The 14,258-nt window shown below is 35.2% G+C and carries 15 protein-coding genes; 13 read left to right on the top strand and 2 right to left on the bottom strand.

Annotated elements, in window-relative coordinates; genetic code table 11:
• Window positions 1-140: 140 nt before the first annotated feature.
• The 3 genes from ACMHYH_RS07370 (at window position 141) to manA (ending at window position 3,033) form a co-directional block, all read left to right on the top strand.
• Window positions 141-878, top strand: a complete 738-nt coding sequence (locus tag ACMHYH_RS07370; RefSeq protein ID WP_414838767.1) for a glucosamine-6-phosphate deaminase — start codon at window positions 141-143, stop codon at window positions 876-878.
• Between the two features lie 99 nt (window positions 879-977).
• A complete protein-coding gene (locus ACMHYH_RS07365; RefSeq protein WP_414838766.1) occupies window positions 978-1,991 on the top strand; it encodes a serine hydrolase domain-containing protein in 1,014 nt (337 codons plus the stop codon).
• Window positions 1,992-2,076: 85 nt separating this feature from the next.
• Window positions 2,077-3,033, top strand: a complete 957-nt coding sequence (manA, locus tag ACMHYH_RS07360) for a mannose-6-phosphate isomerase, class I (protein ID WP_414838765.1) — start codon at window positions 2,077-2,079, stop codon at window positions 3,031-3,033.
• A 136-nt stretch (window positions 3,034-3,169) separates the two neighbouring features.
• On the opposite strand, the gene ACMHYH_RS07355 is transcribed toward manA, so the two are convergent.
• On the bottom strand, window positions 3,170-3,847 hold the full coding sequence (locus tag ACMHYH_RS07355) for a type 1 glutamine amidotransferase (RefSeq protein ID WP_414838764.1): 678 nt from the start codon (window positions 3,845-3,847) through the stop codon (window positions 3,170-3,172).
• Between the two features lies 1 nt (window position 3,848).
• Window positions 3,849-5,198: a MurT ligase domain-containing protein gene (locus ACMHYH_RS07350; protein ID WP_414838763.1), complete on the bottom strand. Its 1,350-nt coding sequence runs from the start codon at window positions 5,196-5,198 to the stop codon at window positions 3,849-3,851.
• A 286-nt stretch (window positions 5,199-5,484) separates the two neighbouring features.
• Between ACMHYH_RS07350 and ACMHYH_RS07345 the strand changes: the two genes are divergently transcribed.
• The 10 genes from ACMHYH_RS07345 (at window position 5,485) to atpH (ending at window position 14,256) form a co-directional block, all read left to right on the top strand.
• Window positions 5,485-6,054, top strand: a complete 570-nt coding sequence (locus tag ACMHYH_RS07345) for a thymidine kinase (protein WP_414838762.1) — start codon at window positions 5,485-5,487, stop codon at window positions 6,052-6,054.
• 112 nt (window positions 6,055-6,166) lie between these two features.
• On the top strand, window positions 6,167-7,243 hold the full coding sequence (gene prfA, locus ACMHYH_RS07340) for a peptide chain release factor 1 (protein WP_414838761.1): 1,077 nt from the start codon (window positions 6,167-6,169) through the stop codon (window positions 7,241-7,243).
• The gene (gene prmC / locus ACMHYH_RS07335; protein ID WP_414838760.1) at window positions 7,233-8,075 is read left to right on the top strand and encodes a peptide chain release factor N(5)-glutamine methyltransferase; all 843 of its coding nucleotides are present in this window, start codon (window positions 7,233-7,235) and stop codon (window positions 8,073-8,075) included. Before prfA ends, prmC begins: the two co-directional genes overlap by 11 nt.
• Before the next feature lie 48 nt (window positions 8,076-8,123).
• Window positions 8,124-9,161 carry an L-threonylcarbamoyladenylate synthase gene (locus ACMHYH_RS07330; RefSeq protein ID WP_414838759.1) on the top strand — a complete coding sequence of 346 codons (1,038 nt, stop codon included), beginning with the start codon at window positions 8,124-8,126 and terminating at the stop codon, window positions 9,159-9,161.
• A gap of 48 nt (window positions 9,162-9,209) precedes the next feature.
• Entirely contained in the window at window positions 9,210-10,439 is a 1,230-nt protein-coding gene (gene glyA / locus ACMHYH_RS07325) for a serine hydroxymethyltransferase (protein WP_414838758.1), read from the top strand.
• Window positions 10,440-10,726: 287 nt separating this feature from the next.
• The gene (upp, locus tag ACMHYH_RS07320; protein ID WP_414838757.1) at window positions 10,727-11,356 is read left to right on the top strand and encodes a uracil phosphoribosyltransferase; all 630 of its coding nucleotides are present in this window, start codon (window positions 10,727-10,729) and stop codon (window positions 11,354-11,356) included.
• A 767-nt stretch (window positions 11,357-12,123) separates the two neighbouring features.
• Window positions 12,124-12,837: a F0F1 ATP synthase subunit A gene (gene atpB / locus ACMHYH_RS07315; RefSeq protein WP_414838756.1), complete on the top strand. Its 714-nt coding sequence runs from the start codon at window positions 12,124-12,126 to the stop codon at window positions 12,835-12,837.
• Between the two features lie 45 nt (window positions 12,838-12,882).
• Window positions 12,883-13,095 (top strand): F0F1 ATP synthase subunit C, encoded by a 213-nt coding sequence (atpE, locus tag ACMHYH_RS07310; RefSeq protein WP_414838755.1) that lies wholly within the window; start codon window positions 12,883-12,885, stop codon window positions 13,093-13,095.
• A gap of 116 nt (window positions 13,096-13,211) precedes the next feature.
• Entirely contained in the window at window positions 13,212-13,727 is a 516-nt protein-coding gene (atpF, locus tag ACMHYH_RS07305; RefSeq protein ID WP_414838754.1) for a F0F1 ATP synthase subunit B, read from the top strand.
• Window positions 13,714-14,256: an ATP synthase F1 subunit delta gene (atpH, locus tag ACMHYH_RS07300; protein ID WP_414838753.1), complete on the top strand. Its 543-nt coding sequence runs from the start codon at window positions 13,714-13,716 to the stop codon at window positions 14,254-14,256. Before atpF ends, atpH begins: the two co-directional genes overlap by 14 nt.
• Window positions 14,257-14,258: the final 2 nt, after the last annotated feature.

The raw sequence follows: 14,258 nt of genomic DNA, 5'->3' as shown, positions 1-14,258 counted from the left end.
TTAGTATTAGATTCTTATAGTTGAAAAGGGTAATGATTTCATTGGCTAGTCAGAAGAGTTCTATGCTATCATCAAATTAAGAGACCATAAGTAGTTTATGAGCGAAATAAAAAAAATGGTCAATAAAAGGAGATAATTAAATGAATATTATTTTAACAAAAGATTATGCAGAACTATCTAAAGTAGCTTATCAGATAATAGAAGAAACAATCAAAAATAACCAAAAAGCTTCCATTAATACGACGACTGGCGCTAGTTATGACGGGATGTTTGAATTGCTTGTGGAAGCGATTAATCAAGATAAAGTAGTTATTGATCAAACTGTCTTTACTAATTTAGATGAGTATATTGCAAAACGAGATCAATCATTTACGGTCTATACGTATATGCATGAAAAATTTTATGATTTAATTAAAAAAAAGCCTAGTTATATAGGATTAATGGACGGCAGTACAACTGATCCACAAGCTGAGATTGACCGCTACAATGAGGTGTTAAAGAACTACCCACGAGATTTACAAATTGTTGGATTGGGCGTTAACGGACATTTAGCAGCGAATGAACCAGGAACGTCTTTTGATTCACGTTTGTTTTTAGCAGATAGTGATGATTCAACGATTCAAAGTACGATGTCTTATCAAAACTTATCTCCTGAAGAAACACCAACTCAAATGTTGACAATGGGTTTAGCAGATATTATGGAAGCGAAACACATTTTAGTAGCTTCATCAGGAATTAGAAAAGCACAAGCTGTTAAAGATACTTTAGAAGGACCAATCAACGAAGAGTGTCCAGCATCTATTTTACAAAACCACCCAAATGTAACGTTCATCATGGATGAAGCTGCAGCATCGTTATTAGAAAAAGAGTACCGTTAAAAAAACTAGCAAATAAAATGAAGCTTATGGAAAAAGGTACCCATAAGCTTTTTTGTAGTGAGTTAAATAATCGGATGGCTAGTAGAAAGGAAGATGGCGATGTACCCAAAAACAAGAAAGGCTAGTCAAAAATTAATTGAAGAAGCCATTATACCTGGCGCTAGTTATGCCTTTATTAAAAATGGCCAACAGAGTTATTATCGTGAAGGATTAGCAGCCGTTTATCCAGAAAAAGAACCGATACAAGAAAATCAGCAATACGACGTTGCGTCGCTAACAAAAGTGATGGTCACAACACCAGTTGTCTTACAATTAATAGAATCCAATACATTGCGACTAGAAGATTCTGTTCATACTTATTTGCCACTTTTTAAATCAAAAAAGGTTACAATTCGTCATTTACTAACGCATACTTCTGCATTAAACGGATTTATTCCTAATCGAAATAAGCTATCTGCTACTGAATTGAAAGCAGCTCTATTCTCTATAACACCGGATAATACAATAGGAGAAGAGGTCGTTTATGCGGACATTAACATGATTCTATTGGGTTATATTATAGAATCCATTGAAAAAGAGACATTGGTTAGAGTTTTTGAAAAGCGAATTCTTGGCCCAATGCATTTAGCAGATTCAACGTATCATCCAATTGATTCTTTTCAATGCGCACCTACCCAAAATCATCCTCAACAAGGAATGCTTAGAGGGATAGTTCATGATCCTAAAGCACAAGTACTTGGTGATCACTGTGGCAGTGCTGGTTTATTTTCTACATTGCATGATGTAACTCGTTTTAGCCAGATGATGCTCCAAAAAGGAAGCCTAGATGGAATTCAAATTTTAAATGAAGAAACTATTTTAGCATTATTGAAAGATCAGACACCAAATAAAACCTTAAATCGCTCATTAGGCTGGGATTTGCTTACGAGAAAAGATGGGAATACTCTCTTTCATACTGGTTTTACGGGGACCTTTATTCTGTTGAATAGTCATCAAAAAGAAGCCTTTATTTTTTTATCCAATAGAGTGCATCCAACAAGTGATACCGCCATTTATTTAGAAAAAAGAAATCACCTAATAAATACGTATTTTTCAGAAATGGAAGTAGAGTAAGCTAGCTTTTATGATTAAAGTAACATAAATCACTTTTAACTATGGTAAAATAAATAAGAAGTATTCTTATAGGAGGAATTTAATGATGAATGAACCTTTATTTTTAGAATCTGTATTAAAAGAAAGAATTTGGGGCGGAACAACATTGCATGATGTATTCGGCTATGATTTACCAAGTGATAAAGTAGGAGAATACTGGGCAATCAGTGCACATCCAAATGGTCCAAGTACTATAAAAAATGGACAATACAAAGGCATGACTCTAGACCAATTATGGGAAAAGCACCGTGAACTTTTTGGTGGCGCTAAAGGAAAAGTTTTTCCATTGTTAACAAAAGTACTAGACGCAAACGATGATTTATCTGTACAGGTTCACCCAGACGATACCTATGGCTTAGCACATGAAGGCGAATTAGGAAAAACAGAATGTTGGTATATTATGGATGCAAAAGAGGGTGCAGAAATTGTATATGGCCATCATGCTGAAACAAAAGAAGAGCTAGAAACGATGATTCATGAAGGCAGATGGGATGACTTGTTGCAACGAATCAAAGTGAAAAAGGGAGACTTTTTCTTTGTACCAAGTGGAACGATTCATGCTATTGGAGCAGGGATTATGATTTTAGAAACGCAACAATCTAGTGACACAACGTATCGTTTATACGACTACGATCGTAAAGATGATACAGGAAATCTTAGAGAACTGCACATTCAACAATCCATTGATGTAACAACCGTTCCTCATGTCGATGCAACAAAAGAGAAACAGGTTGAAACGCTAGAAAATATAGAAATCACTACCTATGCAAAAACAGACTTCTTCAACGTTTTTCAATGGGAAATTAAAGGGAAAGCAGACTTTAAGGCAACAGCTCCTTACACATTAGTTAGCGTGTTAGAAGGAGAAGGAACTCTTAGTGTTGAGTCAGGTAATTTCCAATTAACTAAGGGCAGTAACGTTGTGCTGACAACGGATATTGCCAACTGGTCAATTGATGGATCACTACAAATTATAGCTTCAACGCCTGGGACAAAAATTTAACACTAAAAAAAGGGTGGGACAGAAATTAAAACCTAAAAGGCTTGAAATCAATTTTTACATTGATTTCAAGCCTTTTTATCATTCTTATTTTAGTGGGAAATTCTCTATTTCAGGTTTTTATCCTAGCCTTTTTTATTTAAGCAAATAAGTCTTCAGCTTGTTTTGGGAATCGTTTTGTCATAGCTTGTTTAATAATACGATCAGTTAGTGCCACGTTTTGTACTAAAAGTGGTCCATGAAGGTAAGAACAAAATGTTTGCTTGTAATGTGCACCTTCAGTTTTATCTTCTCCATTATTTCCTTGACCTTTTTCAACAATACCTAAAGGTTTGACCTGATCACCTAAAAAAGTGCGTCCATTATGATTTTCGAAACCAGTGTACGTTTCGTTAAATTCTTCATTTTTGATGACAATGTCTCCAATAAAGCGATTGTGATCTTGATTTAATGTGTAATAGTCAAGTGCACCAGCTCCAGCAATTTTATTTCCTGCTGCATCAACATAATAATGTCCTAATAATTGGAATCCACCACAGATACCTACCATGACTCCATCATTTTCAATATAAGTTGAGATAGCCTCTTTTTTTGTTTGTAAGTCCTTCGAGACAATTCGCTGTTCAAAATCTTGTCCGCCTCCAAAAAAGGTTAAATCGTATTTAGAAGGGTCAAAAGGTTGATTCAGGCTAATAATTTCAATATTGAACTGAATGCCTCGCTGTTTGGCACGGTGTTTGAGCATCAATAAATTCCCATTATCGCCGTACGTATTTAATAAGTTGCCATAAAGATGGCAGACGGTTAACTCAATCACACTACATGCCTCCCTCAATATAATTCTGGTTAGCTAGTTCCTTACGCAATTGTAAAATAGCTGTATAAGTAGCTAGAACATGAATTTTTTTAGTCGGGGCTGCTTTAAAACTTTCAATTAAATCAGTGATAGCAGGAACAACTTGTAAGTTTTCAGGCAAAACACCCGCAACTTCTAAACGAGTTTTAATGTCGTTGACTCGCTCACCACTAACAGTCACTTGTTTGATAGTCATCTCCGAGATACTCTCGTAGTCTGCATCCCAAATCCAACTAATATCTGTCCCATCGGCTGCATTGGCATTTAAAATAGAAACTAAAGAAAAGGGTTCAGGATCTCGGCCAATCATATCTAACACTTGATTAAGTCCCACTGGGTTTTTAACCAGATTCACAGTAATTTCTTTATCTCCAATTTGAATCACTTCTTGACGTCCAAAAACACGTTTAGCAGATTGGAAACCAGCACGAATATCATCCGCTGAAACGTCAAAAATTCGACCAATACTATAAGCAGCCAGTGCATTATAAATATTGTATTGACCTCCAATGGTTATCTCAAAGGTTTCGTCATCAATGATAAAGCGAGAAGATTGGTGGTCCATCTTAAGAATATCTGTCATACGATACGTTAATTCAGGACGTTTAAAATCGCAGTTTGTGCAGTAATATTTCCCTAAATTACTATATGAAATAAAATTATAGTTCAAAATAGCATGGCAATGAGGGCAAAGAACACCATCAGTATTGTAATGGGCTTGTGTTTCGCCATCAGGTAAGTGATCAAATCCAAAATAAACGCGCTCATTAATGGTTTCTTTTGAATTGAAGATAGGAGCATCCCCGTTGCTAACAATCAACGCATCAGGTGCCAAAGCGGCGCCATCTACCATCAATTGATAAGTAGTATAAATTTCACCATAACGATCCATCTGGTCACGAAAAACATTTGTAAAAACAATGGCTTTTGGCTTAATGTATTTTGTAACGTGGACCAAGCTAGCCTCGTCTACTTCTAAGATAGCAACTTTTTTCTTTGAGCTATCTTTATAAGAATGGTGTTCTAAAAAAGTTGAAATGATACCTTGCAGCATATTAGCGCCAGTTGAGTTTGTAATAATATCTGGGTATTTTTGTTTTAAAACTTGAAAAGTCAAAGCAGTTGTCAACGTCTTTCCGTTTGTGCCGGTTACGATAACAACCTCATAGTCTTTAGATAAAGCCTCTAAGACAGTAGGATCCAATTTCTGGCTCAACATTCCAGGATAACTGCTCCCACCTTTAAGAAAAGTGTGCAATCCCCATCTGGTTGTTTTTCCTGCCATGATGGCAAAATTGTTGCGTATACTCAAGTGAGCTTCCTCCAATAATAAATAAAATAATTTGTTTATACTATTAAGTATTCTAGCATAATTTTTTTGATATGCTATTCATTTTTCTTAACTTCTTTTATTATATAAGAAAAAACTTTTTTTGGCTAAAATCACAGACTAAAATGAGAAATAAAAAATAAAAACAAGGAAAATTAGAATGGAAATCAGCTTATTTCTTTTTTTCTTTTACAAACTTAATGCAATATCATTGAAATTACCGTATAATTTAAAGAGATTCCCTATGAAAGAAAAGAGGATATAAACTATGGCTCAGCTTTTTTTTAAATATGGTGCAATGAATAGTGGTAAAACTATTGAGATTTTAAAAGTTGCCTATAACTATGAAGAACAAAACAAACCTGTCGTGATAATGACAAGTGGATTAGATGACCGAGATGAAGTAGGTATTATTTCAAGTCGAATTGGGTTGCGTCGTGAAGGGATATCTATTTTTAATGAAACAGATATCTTTGAAACGGTCAAAAAACTTGATTTTACTCCTGCTTGTGTTTTAATAGACGAATCACAATTCTTAAATAAAACACATATTCTACAATTAGCTAAAATCGTTGATGACTTAGATATTCCCGTAATGGCATTTGGCTTAAAAAATGATTTTAAAAATGAATTATTTGAAGGATCAGAGTATCTGCTTTTATATGCAGATAAGATTGAAGAGATGAAAACGATTTGTTGGTACTGTCATAGAAAAGCCATTATGAATATGCGCTTAATCGATGGCAAGCCCGTCTATGCAGGTGAACAAATTCAAATAGGTGGAAATGAAAGTTATTTTCCTGTTTGTCGTAAGCATTATTTTAATCCACCACTATAGCAAAAGATGAAAGTAGAATTAACGTGAAGTCAAGACACGATTGTATTTTCTATCCCAAAATTTAAGGATAAATCTATGCGAAATACAACGAAAAATAAAGGAGACAACCAGTATGTTTGATAGACTAGCAAGCGTTGAAGGGCGTTATGAAGAATTAAATGAATTATTAAGCGATCCTGATGTAGTTAGCGACACAAAACGCCTAATGAAATTAACAAAAGAAGAAGCCAGTCTGCGTGAAACAGTAAAAAATTATCGTCGGTACAAAGAAGTTGAAACAGATATAGAAGATACTTTAGAGCTTTTGTCGGAAACTTCTGATCCAGAGATGACAGAGATGGCAAAAGAAGAGTTATCGGATTTGAAGAAAGAAAAAACGGCTATTGAAGAAGCCATGAAAATTCTAATGTTGCCTAAAGATGAAAATGATGACCGCAATATTATCATGGAAATTAGAGGAGCTGCTGGTGGCGATGAAGCTGCATTATTCGCTGGAGTCTTGTTTAATATGTACCAGAAGTATGCCGACTCTCAAGGTTGGAAAACAGAAGTGATGGATGCGAACATTACTGGAATTGGTGGGTATAAAGAAGTCACCATCATGATTTCAGGAGAGAATGTGTATTCAAAATTAAAATATGAAAATGGTGCACACCGTGTTCAACGTGTTCCTTCAACTGAATCGCAAGGGCGAATTCATACCTCAACAGCAACGGTTGTCGTGATGCCGGAAGCAGAAGAAGTAGAGTTAAACCTTGCTGATAAAGATATTCGTGTAGATATTTATCATGCAAGTGGCGCTGGTGGACAGCACGTAAATAAAACAGCCTCTGCTGTACGATTGACTCATTTACCAACCGGTATCGCAGTAGCAATGCAAGATGGCCGTTCGCAGATTCAAAACCGTGAAAAAGCGATGAAAGTTTTACGAGCTCGTGTTTACAATCATATCGAAACCCAAGCCCAAGACGCGATTGATGTCGAGCGTAAATCTGCTATTGGAACAGGAGACCGTTCAGAACGAATCAGAACCTATAACTATCCCCAAAGCAGAGTAACGGATCATAGAATTGGCTTGACGATTCAAAAATTAGAGCAAATTTTAGGCGGCAAATTAGACGAGATTATCGATGCTCTAGTGCTTCATGATCAAACAGAAAAGATGGAGCAATTGAAAAATGACCAGTAATGAAACCTATCGAGAAGTCCTAAATTGGGCTTCTTCTTTTTTAGAAGCTGCTAATCAAGAAAAAATCACTGCTGAAATCCTGATAAGAGAACGTCTTGAGTGGTCGAAAACGGATTTTATCCTTCAATTAGACCAGTTTATTCCTCGAGAAGTTAAAAAACAGTGGATTAAAGATATCAAAGAGTATAGTACAGGTATTCCACTACAATACTTACTAGGATATGAATGGTTTTTTGATGAAAAATTTAAAGTTACTTCAGATACCTTGATTCCTCGTCCTGAAACAGAAGAAATAGTCGATAAATTTTTAAAAGAGCAGTCTGAAAAATCTCTAAAAGTACTTGATATTGGAACAGGTACGGGAGTTATTGCAATTACTATTAAAAAGAAACGTCCGCAAGACGACGTGACAGCGGTAGACTTATCAAAAGAAGCATTAGCAGTAGCCAAAGAAAATAGCGTCCAACTTCAAACGGCTATCCGATTTCTACTAGGAGATTTAACCGAACCAGTAAAAAATGAGCAGTTTGATGTTGTTATTTCAAATCCGCCTTATATTGGTGTAGATGAAAAAAAATATATGGATGATTCTGTACTAAACTACGAACCTGAATTGGCTTTATTTGCTGGAAATGGTGGTTTAGCTGTTTATCAACGATTAGCAAAAGAACTGCCAGCAATTTTAAAACCCGATGGACAACTCTATTTAGAAATTGGTTTCAAACAAGGACTTGTAGTAAAGAATCTTTTTCAAGAAGCTTTTCCTAAAGCGGATATAATCATTGAAAAAGATATGAGCGGACAAGATCGATTGCTTAAAGTGAAATTGTAAGAAAAGCAAGATACAAAATAATGAAAATTAACTAATGGAGGTGTTTCATTGGACACCAAACTATTTCAATTAACTGAATTAAAAGAAGCAGCAAACCTTTTAAAAGCAGGAGAACTAATTTCTTTTCCAACAGAAACGGTTTATGGACTTGGAGCAAATGCCATGGATGAAGCAGCTGTTAAAAAAGTCTACGCTGCAAAAGGAAGACCAAGTGATAATCCATTAATTGTTCATGTGGCTTCTGTTGAAGAAGTAGAAGAGTATGTTATAGAAGTTCCAAAGCAAGCAAAAGACTTAATGGCTAAGTTTTGGCCAGGTCCTTTAACAGTGATATTTAACATGAAACCAGGAGTTTTTTCTAAAACTGTAACAGGAGGTCTGACGAGTGTTGCCTTGAGGATGCCTGATAATGCTGCAACACTCGCCTTAATAAAAGCTGCAGGTCTTCCTTTGGTTGGACCGAGTGCAAATACTTCAGGTAAACCTAGCCCCACAACAGCAGAGCATGTTTACCATGACTTGCATGGGAAAATCGCAGGCATATTAGATGGTGGAGCAACAGGGTTAGGCTTAGAATCGACGGTGTTAGATATGACAAAGCCTGAAGAGCCAACAATCTTAAGACCAGGAGCAATCACAAAGGAAGAACTAGAGTTAGTGGTAGAAAAAGTTTTTTTAGATCAACACCTTATTTCAAAAGATGAGCGTCCTAAGGCACCAGGTATGAAGTACACCCATTATGCGCCTAACGAACCGGTTGTTATTGTAGATGGCAACGAAGAGCAGTGGGGAAAAGCAATTGCATATTATAAAAATTCAGGAGAAAAAGTTGGCCTGTTGGCTAGTGAAAACCGAGTAAATGGTTATAAAAAAGAGGCAACAGAAGTTTTCTCTTTAGGAAACAAAGAAGATACGACTCAAGCAGCTCAAGCACTGTATGCGGGGCTACGTTTTTTTGAGAAAACAGCGGTCACTTTAATTTTAGCAGAAGCTTATGATGATACAGGAATAGGCAAAGCATATATGAATCGCTTAGAAAAAGCAGCAGGGAACTGTTATTTTTTAGAGAAAGAGTCTAAAAAATAGTAAAAAATGCTATACTGAATCTAATTTATTAAAGGATGTGGGTTGAAAATGGATTTTAGAGAATTTGATAAAGAAGTATTTGACGCAATTGATCAAGAAAAAGAACGTCAGGAGCAAAATATCGAATTAATTGCATCTGAGAATTTTGTCTCAAAAGCAGTTCTTGCGGCACAAGGAAGTATCTTAACAAATAAATATGCTGAAGGATATCCAGGGAAAAGATACTATGGTGGATGTGAGTACATTGACATCATTGAAAATTTAGCGATTGAGCGAGCTAAAGAACTTTTTGGAGCAGAGTACGCAAATGTTCAACCACATTCTGGTTCAGGAGCTAACATGGCCGTTTTTAATGCCTTTTTAGAACCTGGGGATACTGTTTTAGGAATGGATTTAACACACGGAGGACACTTGACGCATGGTTCATCTGTCAATTTTAGTGGGAGAACGTACAACTTTGTCGCCTATGGAGTCGATAAGGAAAATAAGCGACTGGATTACGATGAAGTTAGAAGTCAAGCTTTGAAGCACAATCCGAAAATGATTATTGCTGGTGGAAGTGCTTACTCAAGAGAAATTGATTTTTCTTTATTCAAAAAAATCGCAGATGAAGTTGGGGCTTATTTAATGGTCGATATGGCTCATATTGCAGGTTTAATTGCTGCAGGGTTGCACCAAAATCCAGTTCCATATGCGGACGTTGTCACTTCAACAACACATAAAACATTGCGTGGTCCGCGTGGTGGACTAATTTTAGCAAAAGAACAATACGGCAAAGCAATCAATAGCGCAATCTTCCCGGGTATCCAAGGCGGTCCGTTAGAGCATGTCATTGCTGGAAAAGCTGTTGCTTTTAAAGAAGCAATGATGCCAGAATTTAAAGACTATGCGGCTCAAATTATAAAAAATGCTAAAGCAATGGAAGATATTTTCAACGCATCAGTTGGTCATTTAATCAGTGAGGGAACAGACAACCACTTATTGCTATTGGAAGTAACGCAATTCGGTTTAAATGGAAAAGAAGCGGAGAATTTATTAGATGAAGTAGGAATTACCGTGAATAAAAACACGATTCCATTTGAAACATTGAGCCCTTTCAAAACAAGTGGCATCCGTATCGGAACACCTGCAATTACGACACGTGGCTTTGATGAAGATGATTCAAAAAAAGTAGCAGAACTAATTGTAGCAACCCTTCAAACAAAAGATCACCCAGAAAAACGTCCAGCAATCAAACAAGAAGTACTAAAACTAACCCAAAAAAACCCACTGTATTAACCGTAGTTCACTTTAAAAATAGGAAACGCGCAATTCGTTTTAATGAAAAAAGTAAAACAGTGATAAGATGTCTAATAGATATCTTATCACTATTTTATTATTTTAAACTAGTTAGTTAAATCAGATACGAGAGTCCAGATAGAACGAATTTTGTCATAATAATTATAAGGATAAACAACAGATTTTTGACTGAAACAATTTATTTTAAATAAAACTTCTAGCCTTTAAACAAGATTTCCTTTACAATAGAATTGTTTGAAATCTAAAGAAAATGAGGGCTGAAGATTATGGGAAAATTTCATTTAATAGATCATCCATTGATTCAACACAAGGTTACAATTCTTCGCGACAAGAATACAGGAACAAAAGATTTTAGAGAAGCCGTGAATGAAATTGCACGTTTAATGGCATATGAAGTTTCAAGAGACATGCCTTTGCAAGATGTTGAAATCGAAACGCCTTTAATTAAAACGACTCAAAAACAACTAGCAGGAAAAAAAGTTGCTATTATACCTATCCTAAGAGCAGGTTTAGGAATGGTTGATGGGATATTAGATTTGATTCCAGCAGCAAAAGTTGGACACGTTGGAATGTACAGAGACCATGTAACATTAGAAGCAGTTGAATACTTTATTAAATTACCTTCAGATATTAAAGACCGCCAATTATTAGTAGTTGACCCAATGTTGGCAACGGGTGTTTCAGCTATTACAGCAATTGATGCATTGAAAAAACGTGGTGCAAGCTCAATTAAGTTTGTTTGTATCGTAGCCGCACCAGAAGGCGTAGCTGCACTAAAAGAAGCACATCCAGATGTTGATATTTATACAGCAGCACTTGATGAAAAACTAGATGAAAATAGTTACATCTTGCCTGGCCTAGGTGACGCAGGCGACCGCCTATTTGGCACATTATAAAACCAAGATGCAAAGAACTCTGTACAGCTCTGAGAGAGAAATGAAAAATTACCGCAAGAGGCTAAAAGCCTCGAGGATAGTTTTAAATTTATCCAAAGAGCTAGAGTTCGAAGCTCAATTAAAACCAAGATGCTGAGAACTCTATACAGCTCTGAGAGAGAAATGAAAAATTACCGCAAGAGGCTAAAAGCCTCGAGGATAGTTTTGAATTTATCCAAAGAGCTAGAGTTCGAAGCTCAATTAAAACTAAGATGCTGAGAATTCTGTTCAGCTCTTTTCTAAGATTTATTAACTATTTAGAGTAAGTTTTGAATGACTAATAAAAAATAACCATAAAAATACTTCAAGAGAGAACGTTCCTATTCGTTCACTCTTGAAGTATTTTTTATTTTCTGAAAATACAAAGTACGCTAAAATAGCTAGAAAAACCAAATATAAAACCAAATAGATAAAATGTACACGAAAACAAAAAAAGATTTTATAATATTTTGTAATTCAAACTAAATGGTGGTAAGATAGCATCTGTTAACAATCCTAAACAAAAAATAACTAATAAAGCTTTACTTATCCTTTTAATAGGAAGAATTTCATCATCGCTAATAAAACAGTAGACATGTAAAAATTGCCTTATGTTGCGGGAGAAATCAAATAGTATGGTAGAATTACTATTGAGCTTTGAAAATTGAGAAAAACTATTCCGATTTTAAGCTAACAGGTTTTGTTGCAAAAAAAGATAATAAATCAAACGTGGAAAAGAGGTGAACGTTGTGGAACATGAATCTCCAATACTGTATTTATTTGGTCTGAGTTTTAATGTAACAAACATGATCACGACTGTTATGGCCTGTGTCATTGTCTTTTTAATCGCTTTTATTTGTACCAGAAATATGAAAATTAAGCCAACGGGTAAACAGAATTTTATCGAGTGGGTCGTTGATTTTGTTAAAAATATTATTTCTAGTTCGATGTCTAAAGAACAAGGAGATAAGTTTGGCCTATTAGGCTTCACTTTAATTATGTTTGTATTTGTCTCGAATATGATGGGACTCCCATTAGTTTTAAATATAAATGGCCAACAGCTTTGGAAGAGTCCAACAGCTGATCCAATCGTTACATTAGCTTTAGCTTTTATGATTATCATTCTGTCTAACTACTTTGGTGTAAGAGAACAAGGATTTAAGAATTATTTTATGAATAGTTTTATTCGACCGGTCCCCTTCTTATTGCCAATAAAATTATTTGAAGAATTTACAAATACATTAACATTAGCTTTACGATTATATGGTAATATTTATGCCGGAGAAATTTTAATAGGCTTAATTGCTACTTTGGCACAAAGTTATGGTATCTTTACTTGGGTTGTCGGGATACCGTTACAAATGGTGTGGCAAGGCTTCTCTATATTTATCGGAAGTATCCAAGCTTTCGTATTTACGACCTTAACAATGGTGTATATCTCTCATAAAGTCGAACATGAATAAAAAATAAGAAAAAAGTAAAGAGTTAAAAATTAGGAGGAAATTATTATGGGTTTATTAGGAGCAGCAATAGCAATCGCGGGAGCAGCAATCGGTGCAGCGTTTGGATCAAGCAAGGTAATCGCAAAAACAATCGAGTCTATTGCACGTCAACCAGAAATGAAAAATGAATTACAAACATTAATGTATATCGGTGTTGGTTTAGTTGAGGCTATTCCTATCATGGCAGTTGTTATCGCCTTTATTCTAGTATTTAGCTAATAAAGCGAAAAATGATTCAATGATCAGTTAAATAAATGGTAAGAGGTAGAGGTAGCGAAGGCGTCTCTGCTTTTTTCGCGATAGGTTACTCTGAATAGGATAAGGAAGTGAAATTAATGTTCAAACAGTTAGTTTTAGGAGCAACAACTGCAGGAGATACAATTGTTGTACTAGTATCGTTTTTATTATTGATGGTTTTATTAAAGAAATTTGCATGGAAACCGTTGATGAATATTATGGATCAACGTGAGCAGACTATTGCAAGTAACATAGAAAATGCTGAAATTGCAAAAAACGAGGCTGAACGCCTAGCTGCAGAACGCCAGGAAAAGTTAGATAAGACAAGAGCTGAAGCGGCTACTATTCTAAATAAAGCGAAGGTCTCTGCTGAGAGTGCGGAAAAAGAATTATTAGATGCAGCAAGACACGAAGCTACACGATTAAAAAAAGATGCAAAAAAAGAAATTGAAAATGAACGTCAAATGGCAATGGCAAGTGTTCGTAATGATGTAAGTCTGCTGTCTATCCAGATTGCTGAAAAACTAATCAGCAAGGAATTAACAAATGAAGGGCATGCACAACTGATTGATAAGTACCTTGAAAGGTTGTCTGATACAAATGAGATTAAATAGTAATATGAATCCAAGCCAATTAGCGAAAGCTTTTTATTACAATGCGATTGAAAATAATACAGAAGATATTGTTTTTGATAATCTTATGGATGTTCGTCAAATTTATTACGGCAACTCAAATTTAAGTGATTTTTTTAATAATCGTGATGTCGTACAAACAGATAAAGAAAAGATATTATCAGAAATGACAGAGAATTTTATTCCTGATGTGCAACAATTTGTACAAACGATTTATGATTTTCGTCAAATGAATAAAATGTTGTCAATTATTCATGAATATGAACTATTGCATGATCATGAAAATCGTACGGTAATAGCTAAAGTAACAACTGCTGTTCCGCTTCAAAAAGCACAAGAAGAAAAACTAAAAGAAGTATTTAGCAAACGATTTAATGCAAAAAAGATATTGTTAAATAAAATTCAAGATCGTTCAGTTATAGGTGGAGTCATAGTAGAAATCGAAAACACCGTTTTTGATGGCAGTATTCGAACGAACTTAGAAAAACTAGAAAAACAAATGGTTAAATAGCT

The organism is Carnobacterium sp. TMP28 (genome assembly GCF_047553015.1).
GTDB lineage: Bacteria > Bacillota > Bacilli > Lactobacillales > Carnobacteriaceae > Carnobacterium_A.
Note: the sequence above shows the minus strand (reverse complement) of the source record. Positions and strands in the feature narration are given on the sequence as shown.